Origin of the sequence: Ralstonia sp. 25mfcol4.1, from assembly GCF_900104095.1 — a bacterium.
Taxonomy (GTDB): Bacteria; Pseudomonadota; Gammaproteobacteria; order Burkholderiales; family Burkholderiaceae; genus Cupriavidus.
This window is the reverse complement of record NZ_FNJO01000031.1, coordinates 1-17,952: the sequence shown is the minus strand read 5'-3', so window position 1 is coordinate 17,952 and position 17,952 is coordinate 1. Positions and strand designations below refer to the sequence as shown.

The window sequence follows — 17,952 nt, the reverse complement described above, 5'->3', positions numbered from 1 at the left end:
CATCGCCCGCAACAGCTTCTCCGGTGCGATGCTCGGGCGACCGCCTTTGATGTCGGCCTCATACATCTCGGCGAACAGCCGATCCATCTTCGCCAGTGCCAGATTGGCCATCGTCCGGATCGAACGCAGTGGATGAGACTTCGGTACGAAATCGTCCAGCCGCCGCATTGTGAACAAGCTTTCGGTGAAGGTGTCGGCGCCGCGCATGCGATGTTGGGAAAGTGGATCGTGTCGAGTTCTCAGATCAACGTTTGAACATGTCCGCGCGCCGACTATGGCTCGAGGTATTTCAGCAGCCTGCTAGCTTTTCCGTCCTCGCTCAGAAACATGTATCGACCGGATGAAAGAGGAATTCCCTCATTGCACCCGCCCACTATTGTATGGCGGCCAGACGCCCATCAGCCGCCAACGGGAGCGAGAGTGCCGTACTGGATCCGTCTGGGTAGATAACGATTGCGGAATACGTGTCGCTGCTCATTTAGGAATTTCCTGCATCTGCATGTAGGTTCTTAGTTCCGATCGCCCGGTTCTGGTTCCTCCGCAAGTAGCGCTACAAGTTCCGCACCGCGAGGGAACGACGTTAGCCAACTGCCTTGGGGGGGCATTGAACTGCTCTACTGCAAAGCTCAACCCTCGCTATTGACACATTGGCACCGTAGCCCATATACCAAGGATGCTGTCTCCGTCCGAGCATCGCGGCAACAGGTAAATTCCATTTAAAAACAGGGAGGTACTGAGTGTTATTTACGCTTCAATCCGCGGATCATCCTAACTCGATCGACCTCAAAATCGGGCCGCAGCGGAGTTTCCGGCGAAAGCTGTTTCGTCAGTTTCGCCAACAGGGCCTCGCGGAGCCTGTAACCTGCCTCGGCAGTCGATACGATGAAAGCACGCGGCGGGCCGCTGGCATGCGCCTGCGCGGGGATTCTGACAATGCAGCCTCGCGCAACAAGGATGGTGACCTGGTCATCAGTCCGGTGGCGCATTGGAGCGATGACGATATCTGGGAGGCCGTCTCCCTTTATGCTGGTGGTGCTCGCCCCGGTTACTCTGATTTCGAAGAGATGCGGCGCATCTACGCCCATTCTGTCGGGACTTCGTGTGCTGTCGTGGCTGACGCGATACTGGACGGTGGTGGTGGCCGGCGGCAAGGGAAGTGCGGTGCGCGCCTCGGCTGTCACGTTTGCCAGATGGCCGAGGATAAGAGCCTCGCGAATATGGTGGCCTACGGCGACCGGTACGCCTATGCCGCAGGCCTGCAGAAGCTCAATCGCTTCATTCGGGCAACTCGCTACGACTGGTCGCGGCGCCATTGGATCGGGCGCACCATTCGAGGTGGCTACGTCAGGGTGATGCCGGACACGTACCACCCCTCAATGTTGCGTGCGCTAACTCGTTACATGTTCCAGTTGGATTTCGACGAGCAGCGGCGGGCAGCCAGTGTTGGAGAGCAGCCGAAGTTCCAGTTGCTCCCCCTTGATATGATGATCGCGGTCGACGCAATGCAGTCGCTCAACGGTGTCGCGAAGCCTTTCGCGGCCTGGGCTGACCTCCGCGATATTCAGGTACGCGGAATCCGTTACGACGTCCCGGACGTGCCCGACATTCACCAGTCCGCTATGCCGATCGCTCGATATCTCCATGTTGGCAGCGAGTGGGACGACTCCGCACCCGACGCCGATTGGACCGGCTTGCGCGATCCAATGCGCGAAGCACTGACGGAGGGGAGTGCATGTCAATCCAGCATTATTTTCGCAGCAGACGGGCGGGCAGTGTTGGACTTGCAGACGGCGCAGCAGTTTGACGTGGACGCTGAAGCCGCTCAGCTCATTGCGGAGTTCGAGGTCGATCGGCTTCTCGATATGCACGACGCAGACGGAGGGCCGGGCTCGGTAACGGCAGGGTATCGCTGGTACGCGCATTACGGCTGCTTGACGCTTTCTCACGCGCAGAAGGTGGAGCACGATGAGATCGCCCGGCGAACCGCGTTCAAGGACCGCCTGGGGCTGACGCTGAGCTACGACCTCAAGGACGTGTTGGCACGGTCTGTTCCTTTGGAGGATCTTCCCGCCGCGGCGCGAGCCGTTTGGGGAGGCCTCAGTAGTGAACCGGCGCAGCTTTTGCTGTGCTAAGCCCCTTCAAGAAGCCCCGGCGTCGTCGACGCTCGGGGCTTTTTCTTTCGGCAAGCGGTCGATATGGAGCAGAGACCCTGAAAGCTCGGGTAAATCATGCGTGTTTCGGGCGAAAGATTCTCTCTACCGGGGCGATAATTGGAGCAGCATTGACGGCACTGCTGACATTCCAGAGTCGGCGCAGTGCAGCCCTAGAAGCGACCGGTTCTGACAGCCGGCACGGCTACTTAAATAACGCAACGGAATAGCTTTCGTGACTAACCACAAGATTAGCGGGCTACACCCAGATTCTCAGCGATTGCTCTGGGCAATGGTGTACAACAGGCGCACTGAGCCATTTGACAACAAGAAACCGTGGCGTCAGTTGAGCAGCCGTAAACTCATAACCAGGATACATGCCGACCACATGGCTGAAGAGCAATGGGCAGTGACGCCTCTCGGTGTAGACATACTCCAATGCTACGCACCGTATCTGAAGCGCATGGGGCTGAACTGCCCGCCTAGAGATTGAAACGGTGGCGGGCACGGAAGTTTTGGTACTCGACGAGCATGGACGATCGCTCTATAGCTGCTACGCGAGAGCGTGCGGAGGCAGCGTGCTCGGCAGCAACCTGAACATCGTCAACAAGGGGACCATCGTAGCAGGCGGCCCCGGCTTGGCGGCTGTGCAGTTCACGGCGCTGGCCGAACGGCGCGCCAACTTCGCTATCTCGCCCATGCCACGCTTGGCTCGCGCTATACCGGCCAGTTCGGTGGCGGCAACCAGGACCATACCGGGACGGTGGGATTGCGGTGGAGGTTCTAGGGTTCAGGGCAGGGAGGGAAGAGCGGCAATATTGCAGAAGCCGCCTCCTGATCGATAAATTGCGAACCGGCGTTGGTTGCGATGGGCTGGGGTAGGCGCGCTTCTTGCTTATTCTCCCTAGCGGCGCCGAGCGTTGGCGCAGGTGGCCGAAATGCGTGCGGTCTACTGATGTTACACCGGGGGCATAATTATCGAGTTCGTGCGCCTTTCCCGCAGCGAGGAGGCGGCTTGGTTGGTCTGAGCTATTTTGATGTTGTGCGGACATCGCTCACCGCCGCGATATTGGCCGCCACGCGGGCGGCCGTTAGCGAGTCCGGAGGCAAGAGGCGGTACAGGTGCTGCCAGTAGTCGATGGCGGCGGCGGTGTCGCCGCGTTCGGACGCTGCGCTGGCGGCCAGCGCCAGGCTTTTGGGATCGTCCGGGTCGGCCGACAGCGCTGCGCGGATCTGTGTCATGGCGGCGCCTTTGAGCGAGCCGCCGTCGAGGCTGGCCAGCACATCGGCGTAGTCGGCCCGCAGCGCCGCCACGTCCGGCGCCAGCGCAACCGCCTTCGCGTAGGCCGCCGCCGCGTCGTCGAAGCGCTCCAGCACCGTGTAGGAGCGCGCCAGCATCGCCCAGCCTTCGGCATCCTGTGGCTGGGCTTTCAGGCGCCGCGCGAGTTGGTCGACCATGGCTTCAATCTGCGCGATCTGGGGCGTGTGCGCGTCGCCGGACAACGGGTGCGCATCGTCGACCTCCATCACGGCGGCGGGATTGCCCAGGTGCAGGTACAGCATGGCGGCCGCCGGGGGCAGCATCACGCAGAGCGTGGCGCTGGTCCACTTCGAACGCGGCGCGGTGGCCGAGGAAGCCCGGGGCATGGTCCGGCGGCTTTCCATTGGCTGCGGCGAGCTGCCCATGGCGGAGGATGGGCGCCTCCACCTGCGCCAGAGCCAGCCCCCTACTATCGTCAGCAACCCGAACGGCCCGAGCCACAGCAACCACGTCGACGGCTTGAACGGCGGGTCGTAGAGCACGAAATCGCCGTAGCGCTGCACCAGGTAGTCCTTGATGGCGGTGTCGCTGGCCCCCTGTGCGACCTGCGCGCGGATCTGCCGGCGCAGGTCGACGGCCAGTTCAGCGTTGGAATCGGCCAGCGTCTGGTTCTGGCAGACCAGGCAGCGCAGTTGCTGCGACAGCGCGTGGACGCGCGCATCGAGTTCGGCGTCCGAGGCTGGCGCGGCGGAGCCATGCCATGCCAGCGCGGCAAGCAGCCAGGCGATCAGCATGCGGGGCAGACCGGACAGGCTAGGCAGGACTCGCACGCGGGCCTCCTTGCTGCAGTTGGCGCAGCAACGGCTTGATCTGCCGTTCGAGCACGTCGGGCGTCACGGGCCCCACCTGCCGGTAGCGCACCACGCCCTGGGCGTCGATCACATAGGTCTCGGGCACGCCATAGACGCCGAAGTCGATGCCGACGCGGCCATCGGCGTCGACGCCCGACTTCACATAGGGATCGCCCATCTGCTGCAGCCATGCCTGGGCGGCCGGCACGGCGTCCTTGTAGTTGAGGCCGTAGACCGGCACCGGAGACTTGCCCGCGAAGTCCACAAGCACCGGGTGCTCGGTACGGCAGGCGGTACACCAGGAGGCCCAGACATTGAGAATCCAGACCTTGCCGCGCAGATCGGCGGTGCGCAAGGTCTGCGTGCCGCCCGCCGTGTCGAGCACCGGCAACGCAAACGCAGGCGCCGGTTTGCCGACCAGCGCCGACGGCAACTCGCGCGGATCGTGGCGCAGCCCGGCGCCAAGCGCGACGACGATCGCCAGGAAAATGGCAAGGGGCAGCAGGAAGCGCGTCATGGCCGTGCCCCTGCGTCGCGTTGGAAGCTCCCCTCTCCCACCCGCGGGAGAGGAGCCGGGGAAGAGGGCAGGGGCTCGACATACGTGGCGGTGGCAACTTGAGCTGCCACGCCCTCTCCCCCAACCCCTCTCCCATGGGATGGGAGAGGGGAGCCAGGCAGTACCGCGTCATATGGACCATACGTCGCCCGGCGCCTCGATCGATATCGCCGGTCGCAGACCGCCACCAGCCCGCCCAGCGCCATCAATCCGCACCCGGCCCAGATCCACTTCACGAACGGCTTCACGTAGATCCGTACGCCCCAGGTGTTCGCTCCCGCCACCTCGCCGATGGCCACGTACAGGTCGCGCGTGAAGCCAGTGTCGATCGCAGCTTCCGTGGTCGGCATGTCCTGGCTGCGGTAGATGCGTCGTTCGGTCGCCAGCGACGTGAGTAGCCGGGCGTCGCGATGCACGGTCATGATGCCGCGCAGCGCTTCGTAGTTCGGCCCCACAACGGGCACCACGCCGTCGAAGCGGAAGGTGTAGCCATCCACGGTCACCGCCTCGCCTGGCCGCATCGGCAGTTCGCGCATGGTTTCCTGGCTGTTCACCATCGTCACCCCGGCGATAAAGACCCCGACGCCGGCATGCGCCAGCAGCATGCCCCAGTACCCGGCCGGCAACTGCCGCAGCCCCGACCATACGCCGCGCGGGTGCTTCAGCCGGCAGGCCAGGCTCACCAGCGCGGTGGTCAGGCACCAGATCGCCAGCGTCAGGCCCACGCCCGTCAGCGCCGACTGGTTGCGCAACGCTAGCAACAGGCCGATGCCGACCGCGAGGCTGGCCACCGCCGCCCAGCGCAGGCGTCGCGCCGCGGGCGGCAGGTCGCCGCGCCGCCAGCGCGCCAGCGGCGCCGCGCCCATCAGCAGCACGGCGGGGCCCATCAGCGGCACGAACACCTGCTCGAAGTAGGCCGGCCCCACCGACACCTTGCCGAGGTTCAGCACATCGAGCACCAGCGGATACAGCGTCCCCAGCAGCACGGCCGATGCCGCCACCGCCAGCAGCACATTGTTGGCCAGCAGGAAGGTTTCGCGCGAACCCAGGCTGAAATCGGTGCCGCGTTTCAGTTGCGGGGCGCGCCACGCGAAGATGGCCAGCGCCAGGCCCGTGACCAGCCCCAGCAGCGTGAGGATGAAAATGCCGCGCTTCGGGTCCACGGCGAACGCATGGACCGACGTCAGCACGCCCGAGCGCACCAGGAACGTCCCCAGCAGGCTCAGAGAGAACGTGAAGATGGCCAGCAGCGCGGTCCAGGCGCGAAACGCGCCGCGCTTCTCGGTCACGGCCAGCGAGTGGATCAGCGCCGTGCCAGCGAGCCACGGCATGAACGAGGCATTCTCCACGGGGTCCCAGAACCACCAGCCGCCCCAGCCCAGTTCGTAGTAGGCCCACATGCTGCCCAGCGCGATGCCTACCGTCAGGAACATCCACGCCAGGATGGTCCAGGGCCGCGACCAGCGCGCCCACGCGGCGTCGAGCCGTCCTTCGAGCAGCGCCGCCAGCGCGAACGCGAACGCCACGGCAAAGCCCACGTAACCCATGTACAAGAACGGCGGATGGAACACCATGCCGGGGTCCTGCAGCAGCGGATTGAGGTCGCGGCCTTCCATCGCGCGCGGCAGCAGCCGGATGAACGGGTTGGACGCGAACAGCAGGAACAGCAGCAGGCCGCTGGAGATGGCGCCCATCACGCCCAGCACGCGCGCGACGAAGGCCATCGGCAGGTTCCGGCTGAACACGGCCACGGCGAGCGACCAGCCGGCCAGCATCAGCGTCCAGAGCAGCATCGACCCCTCGTGACCGCCCCAGACGCCCGCCATCCGGTAGGCCAGCGGCAACGCGCTGTTGGAGTTGGCCGCCACGTAGCGCACGCTAAAGTCGTTGCCGACGAACGCGGCCGTCAGCGCCACATAGGCGGCCACCACCAGCACGGCCTGCGCCACGGCGGCGGGACGCGCCAGCGCCATCCACGGCACGAACCCGCGCGGCGCGCCGGCCAGCGGCAGCGCGGCCTGCACCAGCGCGGCCAGCAGGGCACAGATCAGCGCGAAATGTCCGAGTTCGACGGTCATCGTTGCGATTTCCCGTCGGTACCACCGTCATTGGCGGCCCGCTTCAGCGCTTCGGCCGCTTCCGGCGGCATGTAGTTCTCGTCATGCTTGGCCAGTACCTCGCTGGCCGTGAACGTGCCGGCCGCATCGAGCGTGCCGCGCGCCACCACGCCCTTGCCCTCGCGGAACAGGTCCGGCAGCAGCCCGTGATAGACCACTGGCACCTCGTGGCGCGTGTCGGTGACAACGAAGCGGATGGTCAGGGTGCCGTCCTCGCGCCGCACCGACCCCGGCGCCACCAGCCCGCCCAGCCGGAAGGCGCGCGCAGCGGGGGCCTCGTGCGCGGCAATCTGGCTGGGGCTGAAGAAGAACACCAGGTTCGAGCGGAACGCGTTGAGCACCAGCGCAAGCGCCGTGCCGCCGCAAACCAGCGCGGCGAGGAGCAGGCCGAGGCGGCGCTGGCGTGGCGTCATGGCGTGTCGTCCAGGTCGGCGCGCGGCCGGCGGCGGCGCCGGGCCAGCCAAAGGAGCTCGATCGCAACGGCCAGCAAGGCCATGCCGAAGGCGCCCGCGATGTAAGCGAGGTGGGAGGCGGCGTGCGCGCTCATGCGATGACCTCCCGCACCTCGCCGCGCTCGCGCAGGATGCAGCGCACGCGCACCAGCGCGACGGCAATCGTGTACATCCAGCAGGCCAGCGTCATCGCCAGCATGCCGGCCAGCATCGTCGCCGCCATCGAAGGGGCCGACGTCAGGCTGACCGACGCGCCCTGATGCAGCGTGTTCCACCACTGCACCGAGAAATAGATCACCGGCAGGTTGACCACGCCCACCAGCGCTAGCACGGCGCTGGCGCGCTCCGCGCGGCGCGGCTCGTCGATGGCCGACGCCAGCGCGATGTAGCCGAGGTAGAGAAACAGCAGGATCAGTTCGGACGTCAAGCGGGCGTCCCAGACCCACCAGGTGCCCCAGGTCGGCTTGCCCCACAGCGAGCCGGTCCACAGCGCCAGAAAGGTGAACATGGCGCCGGTCGGGGCCAGCGCCGCCGCCAGCATCGTGGACAGCCGCGTGCGCAGCACCAGCGCCATCGCGCTGTACACGGCCATGACCAGGTAGATGAACATCGACATCCACGCCGCCGGCACATGGATGAAGATGATGCGGTAGACCTCGCCCTGCTGAGCGTCGGTCGGCGCCACGACAAAGCCGAGCCAGAGCCCGATGGCCAGCCAGACGGCCGCCAGCGCGAAGAACCAGGGTGCGGCGCGGCCGGCCAGCGGATAGAAGCGCACCGGCGCGGCCAGTTGCGTCCAGCGGGCGCGGGTGCGCGCGGGGATGCGCGAGGGTGCGTCGGGCAGCGAGGCTTGGCGGGTCATCGGGTCACTCCATCGCAATGCGCAGCCCCGCCGCCGCCGCCAGCGGGCACAGCAGCAGCGACAGCGCCAGGCACGCGCCGAGCAGAGACAGGTACGCCACCACGTCGAGCCCCGCATCGGCCGCCGCCCCGGCGCCAGCGCCAAAGATCAGTACCGGGACCGACAGCGGCAGCACCAGGATGCATAGCAGCACCGCGCCGCCGCGCACGCCCAGCGTCAGCGCCGCCCCCACCGCGCCGATCAGGCTCAGCGCGGGCGTGCCGATCAGCAGCGACGCCCACAACAGCAGCGTGGCACCGGCGGGCAGGCTGTACTGCTGGGCCAGCAGCGGCGTCAGCACCAGCAGCGGCAGGCCACTGGTCAGCCAGTGCGCGCAGATCTTGCCGAGTACCAGCAGCGCCAGCGGATGCGGCGACAGCAGCAGCTGGTCGAGGCTGCCATCGGCGTACTCCTGCGCGAACAGCCGCGAGAGCGACAGCATCGACGCCAGCAGCGCCGCCACCCAAAGGATGCCCGGCGCCAGCAGGCGCAACTGCTGCGGGTCGGGGCCGATCGCCAGCGGGAACAGGCTCGACACGATCACGAAGAACACCACGCTGGCCAGCACGCTGCTGCGTCGTCGCCAAGCGATGGACAGGTCGTGCGCCACCACGGCGCCCAGCGCGCCGATCATGGCCGCCGAGCGCCGTGGGCGCCCAGATCCAGCACATAGCTCGCCACGGTCAACAACTGATGCGTGGCGACGACGGCCATGCCGCCGCCGGCCAGATGATCGTCCAGCATCTGGCCGAAGCGTGCGGTGGAATCGTGGTCCAGCGACGTCAGTGGCTCGTCGAGCAGCCAGAGCTCGCGCGGTGCGAGCGCCAGGCGGGCCAGCGATACCCGCCGCCGCTGACCCTGTGAGAGCGTCCGTACTGGCTTGCCGGCCACGGCGTCGAGGCCCAGCCGCGCCAGTGCCAGCCGCAGCGCGCCGGGCTCGGGCTGCTGGCCCGTCAGGCGTGCGGCGAAGCGCAGGTTCTCGATCGCGGACAGGTCGGCATCGATGCCGTTGTTATGCCCGACGTAGGCCAGTCGGGCCAAGTAGTCCGGATCGCCGCCGCGCACTGTGCGACCGCGCCAGGCCAGACGCCCGGCAGCCGGCTGCAGCAGGCTGCACAGCACGCGCAACAGGCTGGTCTTGCCGGCGCCGTTCGGGCCGGTCACCTGCAGAAGGCAGCCCGGTGCCAGCGCCACGTCGACATCGCGGAACACTGCCCGGCCCATGCGCCGGACGCTCAGATCGCTGCCCTCCAGCACCGTACGGGTCATGGCGTTACTGCTCCTCGGCCTTGGCAACGTCGGGCAGGCGGTGGGCGATGCCCTTGTGGCAGTCGATACAGGTCTTTTCCTTGTTGGCGAGATAGGTGGAGTGCATGGCCTGCGCGCGCGGACTCTGGCGCGTGAAGTCCATCGACTGATAGTCGTGGCAGTTGCGGCATTCGAGCGAGTCGTTGGCCTTGAAGCGCGCCCATTCGTGCTGCGCCAGTTCCAGCCGGTGCGCCTGGAACTTCTCGCGCGTGTTCACCGTGCCGAAGATCTTGGCCCAGACTTCCTTCGACGCCTGCATCTTGCGCGCCATCTTGCTCGTCCAGTTGTGGGGCACGTGGCAGTCGGAGCATTTGGCGCGCACGCCGCTGCGGTTGGTGAAGTGGATCGTGCCCTGCAGTTCCTGGTAGACGTTGTCGCGCATCTCGTGACAACCCGTGCAGAACTGTTCGGTATTGGTCAGTTCCAGCGCCGTGTTGAACGCGCCCCAGAACAGCACGCCGGCGATGAAGCCGCCCACCGTGAGGAAGCCCAGGCTGAAATACGCGCTGGGCCGGTTGATCGTGCGCCAGTAGCGCTTGATGAGATCCCAGATTCTGCGCTTCATCGCTCGGCCCCAGTCGGTCTCGGTTCCGCTACTTTGCGCTGGCGGTGCCAGCCTTCACACTGCCACCCTTGGCGTTTTTCTCGCCGCCGCCGCGCTTGAGCATCGTCTCGACGTCGACGAACGAATTGCCCACCAGCGGCTTGGTGTCGGCCTGCGGCACGTGGCATTGGGTGCAGAAATAGCGCCGTGGCGAGACCTCGGCCAGCACGTTGTTGTCGCGGTCCATGTAGTGCGTGATGCTGACCGGAATCGCACCGGTCTCCTCGGTGCGGGTGCGCGCGTGGCAGAACATGCAGCGGTTGAAGTCGCGGTCCAGCTGGTAGCCGTCGATCTTGTGCGGAATCGTCGGCGGCTGCATGGTGTAGTTGCGCGTGCGGCGGATGTCCTTGTTCTCGGTCGGATACAGCAGCGGCGCCTTGGTCTCCTCACCGACCGGCGTCGGGCCGCGCATCGCGTCGGTCAGCCCCTGCGCGCCGGCCGGCGGCACCAGCAGCACCACCAGGGCAATCAGAAGCCAGGCGCCGTATGCCAGCAAGGCTGTCCCGGATCGGCTCGCGTTCATGGCGTCTCCTTATACCTTCACGATCTTGACCGCGCACTTCTTGAAGTCGGTCTGCAGCGAGATCGGGCAGGTGGCATCGAGCGTCACCTTGTTGATCAGCTGGCTGGCGTCGAACCACGGCACGAACACCAGGCCGCGCGGCGGCGTATCGCGCCCGCGCGTTTCGATGCGGGTGCGCATGCGTCCGCGCCGCGACACCACTTCCACCTCCACGCCGCGCCGCAGGCCCATCGCGCGGGCGTCCTCGGGATGCATGAAGCAGACCGCGTTGGGGAACGCCTTGTACAACTCCGGCACGCGTCGCGTCATCGATCCCGAGTGCCAGTGCTCCAGCACGCGCCCGGTGGCCAGCCAGAACGGATATTCCTTGTCGGGCGACTCGGCGGGCGGCTCGTAGGGCAGGGCAAAGATCACCGCCTTGCCGTCCGGGTTGCCATAGAACTGGAAGCCGGCGCCGGCCTTCACGTAGGGATCGCTGCCTTCGCGGTAGCGCCAGCGGGTTTCCTTGCCGTTGACCACGGGCCAGCGCAGGCCGCGCACCTCGTGGTAGGTATCGAACGGTGCCAGGTCATGGCCGTGGCCGCGCCCAAAGCTTGCATACTCCTCGAACAGGCCCTTCTGGACGTAGAACCCGAACGCCTTGGCTTCGGCGTTTTGGTACTCGCCATTGACCTCCTTGATCGGGAACTTGTCGACATTGCCGTTGCGGTAGAGCACGTCGAACAGCGTCTTGCCGCGCACCTCGGGCTTCTTGGCGATCAGGTCCGCCGGCCAGACATCCTCCACCTTGAATCGCTTGGAGAACTCCATCAGCTGCCAGAGGTCGGAGCGGGCGTCGCCCGGCGCATCGACCAGCTGGTGCCAGAACTGCGTGCGGCGCTCGGCGTTGCCGTAGGCGCCTTCCTTTTCCACCCACATCGCGCTGGGCAGGATCAGGTCGGCCGACAGCGCGGTCACGGTGGGGTAGACGTCCGACACCACGATGAAGTTGTCGGGGTTGCGGTAGCCTGGCAGGCCCTCCTGCATCATGTTGGCGGCGGCCTGCATGTTGTTGTTGACCTGCACCCAGTACGCGTTGAGCTTGCCGTCCTTGAGCATGCGGTTCTGCAGCACGGCGTGGTAGCCCACCTTGTCGGGAATCGTGCCGGCCGGCAGCTTCCAGATGCGCTCGGCTTCCTCGCGGTGCTTGGGGTTGGTCACCACCATGTCCGCCGGCAGCCGGTGCGAGAACGTGCCCACCTCGCGCGCGGTGCCACAGGCGGAAGGCTGCCCGGTCAGCGAGAACGGGCTGTTGCCGGGCGTGGCGATCTTGCCGGTCAGCAGATGGACGTTATAGACCATGTTGTTGACCCACGTGCCGCGCGTGTGCTGGTTGAAGCCCATAGTCCACAACGACATGATCTTGACGTTGGGGTCGGCGTAGAGCTCGGCCAGCTGCTGCAGCTTGTCCTTCGGCACACCGGACAGCTTGCTGACGTAGTTGGCGTCGTACTTCGAGACGAACCTGGCGAACTCGTCGAACGTGATCGGCTTGGCGTCGGTGGGGTTGCCGGCGTTCTTGGCGGCCTTCTGCAGCGGATTGTCCGGCCGCAGGCCGTAGCCGATGTCGGTCACGCCTTCCTTGAAGACCGTGTACTTGTTGACGAAGTCCTTGTTGACGCGGTTGGTCTGGATGATGTGGTTGGCGACGTAGTTGAGCATCGCCAAGTCGGTCTGCGGCGTGAAGATGATCGGCAGGTCGGCCAGGTCGAACGACCGGTGCGTGAAGGTCGACAGCACCGCCACGCGCGTCTTGGGATGGCTCAGCCGGCGGTCCGTGATGCGCGTCCACAGGATCGGGTGCATCTCGGCCATGTTCGAGCCCCAGAGCACGAAGGCATCCGCGTTCTCGAAGTCGTCATAGCAGCCCATCGGCTCGTCCATGCCGAAGGTGCGTATGAAGCCGGTGACCGCCGACGCCATGCAGTGGCGCGCATTCGGGTCGATGTTGTTGGTGCGGAAGCCGGCCTTCATGAGCTTGGATGCGGCGTAGCCTTCCCAGACCGTCCATTGGCCCGAGCCGAACATGCCTACGGCAGTGGGACCCTTTTCCTTGAGCACGCGCTTGAACTGCTGCTCCATCTCGTCGAAAGCACGGTCCCAGCTGACCGGCGCGAATTCGCCATTCTTGTCGTACTTGCCGTTCTTCATGCGCAGCAGCGGCTTCGTGAGCCGGTCCTGCCCGTACATGATCTTCGACAGGAAGTAGCCCTTGACGCAGTTCAGACCCTTGTTGACCTCGCACTGCGGATCGCCCTGGGTGGCCACCACCTTGTTGTCGCGCACCGCCACGGTGACACCGCAGCCGGTGCCGCAGAAGCGGCAGGGGGCCTTCGACCACTTCAGCTTGGTGACTTCGCTGTCCGTGACGAAGTTGGCGGCTTCCCCAGGCAACGGGATACCGGCCACCGACGCGGTTGCGGCGATGGCGGTCTGCTTGATGAAATCACGGCGCGTGACTGACATCTGAAAGCTCCTCGTACATGGCTGCGGCGTCTTCGTTGTGCTGGTAGACGAGCGTGGCGGAGATCACGCCTTCCATCTGGTGCAGGCAGGTGAGCTGCGCCACGATCGCATGCGAAGTGGGAGCTTCCACGGTGACCACGAGCTTGCCCATGTCGCTGGCCGCATGGATCTCGGCGCCAGTCATGGCGTCGATCGCGCGGCGCACGTGCGCCAGGCTGATGGGATGGGCAAACACCATGATGCCGGCGATATGCCATTCGTCATCCGAGGCAACGGGGTGAATCGGGATAGAAGGTCTTTCAGGCATGCGTGATCCCCTGACAAAACTGCTTTTGCAGGTTTTTCTTCTTTTGGCAATTGGCCGTTGGGCCAATCCGCGCCTATTCTACGAACGCACTGCCGGTCAATGCTTGGGCGGTCCGCTGATCAGCTGGCTCATCCAGACAATGAAGCCATAGCCGGCCACGATGATGACGGACAGTACCGGCACCATCACGGCAGTCAGAAACAGAAAGCTGCGCGTTTCTTCCTTCTTGCGGTGCGGATCGTCAACGCTGCCTAAATCCATATTCCCCCTCGGCTTATGAACTGGCCTGCCGGACACGAACCCGGTGTTGCGTAACTAATTAAAGGAACGACGGTGCGAACTGTCAAGACAATGAACCCGGTGTGACCAAGCAAGAGCAATTGGGGAGCGAGATTGCTAGGATCGGGCCGGGCCACGCGGATAGCTTGCTCGTTGGCTATCACGACATGATATGAATATCTTTGCGTTCGTGATGAAAAAAAATGTTCGACCGAAGAGGTTCCTCGGATCCCTGCCCCAGTAAACCTCGGTTCTTCGGAAGCCGCATCACTTGCGCGCCGGCGCTTCGGCTTCGCTAGTTCTCTGGTGCCAATGCCGGCATTCCGCTAAAGTCGCATTGAGTTCAGTGTTTCGGAATGGATCTCAAGGGGAAAAACGCGATGTATCATGTCTGCGACCTAGGTTCGATGTTTCATAATGCAACATCCTGACCGGCCCAAATGAAGGGGCGGTCAACCGTGCAGCCCGTAACATGTCGAATTCCACAGTTGAAGATTCCATACTGGAACGCTTGATCCACCTTGACGAGGCCAGGCGCTATACAGAGCGACTGTCCCGTATTCCTGGGATCCGCGGTCCTTATGTTGCCTCGTCGTTGCAGTGGAAGGGACGTCGACTTTACTACGTCGTCGGACGGGACAACGACAGTAGGTTTCGCCTGGTGGAGGTGTTCCGTATAACGCCTGCCGCCGAGTTGGAGCCCGTCCCTGCGTTCCAGTACCCACTGCCTATTAGAGATCTGTTCCCGTTCGATACGGCGTGCTTATACCATCCTGATCCTTGGGGCGAAGCGGCGCCAAGTTTGACGACCAGCCAACTGGCCGACGAGCTCCGACAAATGTCAAGTAAGGATGAGCGGGGGAAGGATTGACGGTAGCAGGCGCAATCTGCTCGCGAGCTGTTTTTGCGCTTGCTGCGAAACTATGGACGTCATTGGCCGACACGAATCGGTCGGCAGCATTTCTGGGAAGCGGACGGTCAGACGCCACGCCAACGAACGTAGTACCGGTACGTCCCGCGACTGGTACTTTACGATGAATGTGGTCACGGCTCAGAGAGGCGCGACGATTTTCGCGAGCGTCTCGCAAGCGGCATTGATATTGTCCGGGCGCAGGTTCGTCGTGCTGAGTAGCAGGCCTTGTTGCGCGTGACTGCGGCGAAGGTACCAGGCGGAGAGGGCAGAAGGCGCGAGGCCGCGTGAACGGGCAATGCCGACAACGGCGCTATCGTCGGCGGTCGGTGGGAGCGGTGCGATCAGACCAAGGCCCGCGGTCAGCGTGCCAGGCAGGAAAGCGTTGAGATGGGTTAGCGCAAAACTGCGGCGCTTGGCATAGAGCGCCTTCATCCGGCGCAGGTGCCGCAGAAAGTGTCCATCCTCCAGAAACTCCGTGACTGCCAACTGAGTGGTCCGGTTCGGAGCCGGCGCCGACACGGCAGATATCTCGACCAAACGCTCTGCCACCGAGTGTGGCGCGACGATGAAACCGAGACCCAGCGCCGGGCTGATCGTCTTGCTGAACGTGCCGATGTGAATCACGCGCTCCGCGCCTTTACCTGCCGCAAGGGCCGGCGCCGCGCGGCCTTCGAGCTGTAGCTCTCCCAGATAGTCGTCTTCGATGATCCAGGCATTCTTTGTCGTCGCCCAGTCGAGCAAGGCGTGTCTTCGTGCTGGCGACATTGTCACGCCAAGCGGTGCGTGCTGGCCCGGTGAAACCAGCGCCAGCAGGGCGTCTGGCGCGCTGGCGATGCCATCTTCCACGCGCAGTCCCTCGGCATCGACGGGGACGGGTTCAACTTCGGCTCCCATCAGTTCCAGCGCGCGCCTTCCCAGCGGGTAACCTGGCTCCTCTATCCATGCCTTGTGTCCGTGCGCGTGCAGTGCCGTCAGCGCAAGCATCAAGCCCTGCCGGTATCCGCTGGTGACGATGATCTGATCGGGATGGCAATGCACGTGCCGGCTGACGGCCAGATAGCTGGCAATCTGGACGCGTAGCTCGGGCTCGCCGCGCGGGTCGGCGTAGGTCGTGAAAGCGATGGCATCGGTGCGTACGGCGCGCTTGCGCATGCGGGCCCAGAGTTTGGCGGGAAACGCGTCATCGGCGGGTACACCCATCTGGAATGGCAGCGGAGCGCTCGAATATGGGCGTGTGAACCCTGCCAACGGCCCGTCGAGTGGCGGTTTCTCGTCTGCTCGCCCGGCCAGCAACCGAGCGCATACTCGGGTGCCTGCAGAGCCAGCGCCGAGCACCAGGTTCTCGGCAATCAACCGATCGTAGACCGCGCGGATGGTGCCCCGCGCGACGCCAAGCTGGGTCGCGAGATCCCGGCCAGACGGCAAACGCTGTCCGGGTGCCAGCCGGCCGTCGACGATTGCCAGTCGCAGGCTTGCATGGATCTGGTCGCCGATCGGCACGGCGGTGGCGCGGTCCACCAGAATGGACAGCACGGCGGGCGAATTCGGGTGATTCATTTTGGGCCAGTCGTTTCTCCACTTTTTGGGCCTGTATCTTCAATGCCTAGCGGAGTAACTTTGCGTTATGACATGAATCGCGGCCCAAGTCGATAGGCGGCTCGGGCGAGGGGACCGCGACGCTAGACCCCATCATCAACAGAAAAGGACCGAGATGACCCGCTTGAACTGGCAAGAGATCGCGCCTGACGGCGCGAAGGCGTTTTTTGGTATCCACCACTATGTCACGAAGAAGACGGATCTCCCCGAGGAGCTTGTCCACCTCGTGTTCCTCCGCGTCTCCCAGATCAACGGATGCGCGCATTGCATTGACATGCATAGCCGCGATCTCAGAAAGACCATGTCGGTCGACAAGATCACGCTGGTGCCGGTGTGGAACGAGGTGCACCACCTTTTTTCAGATCGGGAACGCGCAGCGCTGGCCTGGGCGGAGGAAGTGACCCGCGTCAGCGAAACGCATGCCTCAGATGAAGCGTATGCCGCTGCCTCCGCCGCGTTTACGCCCAAAGACCTCGTCGACCTCACGATCACCATCGCGGCAATGAATGCGTTCAACCGACTGGGTGCGCCGTTCCGACTGCCTGTTGCCGCCGCGTCGTGATCTGGCATCCGCACGCGTACGTGCTCATGGCCGGCCGAAGTTTTCTCGGACCCTAGGGACAGATTGCGCGCAATCGAGCCATGTATTTCGAAAGGTGGATCTTGACCGGTCTGAGGCGGCAGACATCAGTCAGCTGTGTATGAGCCAGAGCAAACTGCGAAACGCGCGCTTCAGCCCGTGCCTTGCTACGCCTATCCGGCCATGCCTGCCTGGCCATTCCACGAGGCTGGAGTACCCGCCCGCTAGAATTGCCGGTACGACCTTCGGCCCCACGCATTACACCGCCATCGACGGCGAGTCGATTGCCGTCGATCGGACAGTGCGGGGCCGTCGACGCCAATACCAACCCCACCTCGAGAGCGGCCCGCATCCCTTCGACGGGGATCCTCGCGCAGCTCGCGCACTAGTGCTCTTTGTGAATCCCGGTCACGATGAAACAAGCCCTGCTGACGATCATGCCCATGTGCGTGACGGCCGGCCGGTCTCTTGGCTGCATCCCGACGGTGCACGCGCTCGTGGTGCTTGCCGAAGGTGTGCGAATAGATGGCGAAATCGGCGCGCAGCACGTCGCCCTCGTGCAGATACAGCCGTCGGCTCTGGCGGCATTTGATGATCGTTTATCGCATTGCGTCCCGCAACCTTCATTGGCGCCTCTGACGGTGGCGTAGATGAAGCGGTTCGCCAATGGCTGTTCCTGGCCAGACTCGGCCACCTCCGGCTGGTGGGCGCCAGGTCCAATTGGCTGCAACCCGGAAGGGATACTTGGCCGCTTTTATCCGTCCGTCCGTCCTTCATAACGGCCTCATATTCGACCGTTCCATTCCATGGAAATCGACGGCTGTGGCGGTAATTCAAAGCGTGTAGTCTCCTCGACAGTCTGCCTGCGGTTCAACCTTGACGTGTGCTGGCAGGAAAAGGCCTTGGCTATTAGCCAGACGAGGGGACATAGAATGCGAAAGAAGATCGCCGTGATCGGCATCGTTGGCACTGGCGCCATGGGCCGCGGCATCGCCCAGATCGCCGCGCAGGCAGGCCTGACCGTACACCTGTTCGATACCAACGCCCAG

The 17,952-nt window shown here is 64.5% G+C and carries 18 protein-coding genes and 2 pseudogenes; 4 read left to right on the top strand and 16 right to left on the bottom strand.

Annotation, left to right across the window (positions count from 1 at the left end; all coding sequences use genetic code 11):
• Positions 1-207, bottom strand: a pseudogene (locus BLQ58_RS28230) (IS5/IS1182 family transposase); the annotation flags it as partial.
• 530 nt (positions 208-737) lie between these two features.
• Here BLQ58_RS28230 and BLQ58_RS28225 point away from each other — a divergent pair.
• Positions 738-2,132, top strand: a complete 1,395-nt coding sequence (locus tag BLQ58_RS28225) for an adenine nucleotide alpha hydrolase family protein (protein ID WP_254776248.1) — start codon at positions 738-740, stop codon at positions 2,130-2,132.
• Between the two features lie 1,047 nt (positions 2,133-3,179).
• Here BLQ58_RS28225 and BLQ58_RS29630 read toward each other — a convergent pair.
• The 15 genes and pseudogenes from BLQ58_RS29630 to BLQ58_RS28145 form a co-directional block, all read right to left on the bottom strand.
• Positions 3,180-3,608 (bottom strand): tetratricopeptide repeat protein, encoded by a 429-nt coding sequence (locus tag BLQ58_RS29630; protein ID WP_283780810.1) that lies wholly within the window; start codon positions 3,606-3,608, stop codon positions 3,180-3,182.
• Between the two features lie 228 nt (positions 3,609-3,836).
• Positions 3,837-4,205, bottom strand: a pseudogene (locus tag BLQ58_RS29625) (cytochrome c-type biogenesis protein CcmH); the annotation flags it as partial.
• Positions 4,206-4,224: 19 nt separating this feature from the next.
• Positions 4,225-4,779 (bottom strand): DsbE family thiol:disulfide interchange protein, encoded by a 555-nt coding sequence (locus tag BLQ58_RS28210; RefSeq protein WP_029051384.1) that lies wholly within the window; start codon positions 4,777-4,779, stop codon positions 4,225-4,227.
• Entirely contained in the window at positions 4,776-6,896 is a 2,121-nt protein-coding gene (locus BLQ58_RS28205; protein ID WP_092603761.1) for a heme lyase CcmF/NrfE family subunit, read from the bottom strand. Before BLQ58_RS28205 ends, BLQ58_RS28210 begins: the two co-directional genes overlap by 4 nt.
• Entirely contained in the window at positions 6,893-7,348 is a 456-nt protein-coding gene (gene ccmE / locus BLQ58_RS28200) for a cytochrome c maturation protein CcmE (protein ID WP_029051385.1), read from the bottom strand. Before ccmE ends, BLQ58_RS28205 begins: the two co-directional genes overlap by 4 nt.
• Complete coding sequence (ccmD, locus tag BLQ58_RS28195) at positions 7,345-7,482, bottom strand: heme exporter protein CcmD (RefSeq protein WP_092603759.1); 138 nt, start codon at positions 7,480-7,482, stop codon at positions 7,345-7,347. The genes ccmE and ccmD overlap by 4 nt, the downstream gene beginning before the upstream one ends.
• Positions 7,479-8,249, bottom strand: a complete 771-nt coding sequence (locus tag BLQ58_RS28190; RefSeq protein ID WP_029051386.1) for a heme ABC transporter permease — start codon at positions 8,247-8,249, stop codon at positions 7,479-7,481. The genes ccmD and BLQ58_RS28190 overlap by 4 nt, the downstream gene beginning before the upstream one ends.
• A gap of 4 nt (positions 8,250-8,253) precedes the next feature.
• The gene (gene ccmB, locus BLQ58_RS28185; RefSeq protein ID WP_029051387.1) at positions 8,254-8,922 is read right to left on the bottom strand and encodes a heme exporter protein CcmB; all 669 of its coding nucleotides are present in this window, start codon (positions 8,920-8,922) and stop codon (positions 8,254-8,256) included.
• Entirely contained in the window at positions 8,919-9,557 is a 639-nt protein-coding gene (gene ccmA, locus BLQ58_RS28180; protein ID WP_049815934.1) for a cytochrome c biogenesis heme-transporting ATPase CcmA, read from the bottom strand. The genes ccmB and ccmA overlap by 4 nt, the downstream gene beginning before the upstream one ends.
• A 4-nt stretch (positions 9,558-9,561) precedes the next feature.
• Complete coding sequence (locus tag BLQ58_RS28175; protein ID WP_029051389.1) at positions 9,562-10,149, bottom strand: NapC/NirT family cytochrome c; 588 nt, start codon at positions 10,147-10,149, stop codon at positions 9,562-9,564.
• A 40-nt stretch (positions 10,150-10,189) separates the two neighbouring features.
• A complete protein-coding gene (locus tag BLQ58_RS28170; RefSeq protein WP_029051390.1) occupies positions 10,190-10,723 on the bottom strand; it encodes a nitrate reductase cytochrome c-type subunit in 534 nt (177 codons plus the stop codon).
• 9 nt (positions 10,724-10,732) lie between these two features.
• On the bottom strand, positions 10,733-13,228 hold the full coding sequence (napA, locus tag BLQ58_RS28165) for a periplasmic nitrate reductase subunit alpha (protein ID WP_029051391.1): 2,496 nt from the start codon (positions 13,226-13,228) through the stop codon (positions 10,733-10,735).
• Positions 13,209-13,535 (bottom strand): chaperone NapD, encoded by a 327-nt coding sequence (locus BLQ58_RS28160; RefSeq protein ID WP_092603755.1) that lies wholly within the window; start codon positions 13,533-13,535, stop codon positions 13,209-13,211. Before BLQ58_RS28160 ends, napA begins: the two co-directional genes overlap by 20 nt.
• Positions 13,536-13,631: 96 nt before the next feature.
• Complete coding sequence (gene napE / locus BLQ58_RS28155; RefSeq protein WP_029051717.1) at positions 13,632-13,796, bottom strand: periplasmic nitrate reductase, NapE protein; 165 nt, start codon at positions 13,794-13,796, stop codon at positions 13,632-13,634.
• Between the two features lie 1,069 nt (positions 13,797-14,865).
• On the bottom strand, positions 14,866-16,284 hold the full coding sequence (locus BLQ58_RS28145) for a MocR-like pyridoxine biosynthesis transcription factor PdxR (RefSeq protein WP_049816011.1): 1,419 nt from the start codon (positions 16,282-16,284) through the stop codon (positions 14,866-14,868).
• 154 nt (positions 16,285-16,438) lie between these two features.
• On the opposite strand from BLQ58_RS28145, the gene BLQ58_RS28140 reads away from it, so the two are divergent.
• From BLQ58_RS28140 to BLQ58_RS28130, 3 genes are all read left to right on the top strand, one after another.
• Positions 16,439-16,885: a carboxymuconolactone decarboxylase family protein gene (locus BLQ58_RS28140; protein ID WP_092603753.1), complete on the top strand. Its 447-nt coding sequence runs from the start codon at positions 16,439-16,441 to the stop codon at positions 16,883-16,885.
• Positions 16,886-17,316: 431 nt separating this feature from the next.
• Entirely contained in the window at positions 17,317-17,553 is a 237-nt protein-coding gene (locus tag BLQ58_RS28135; protein ID WP_029051644.1) for a hypothetical protein, read from the top strand.
• A gap of 282 nt (positions 17,554-17,835) precedes the next feature.
• Positions 17,836-17,952 (top strand): 3-hydroxyacyl-CoA dehydrogenase NAD-binding domain-containing protein (locus tag BLQ58_RS28130; RefSeq protein ID WP_139186192.1); only part of this gene is annotated, 117 nt, incomplete at its 3' end.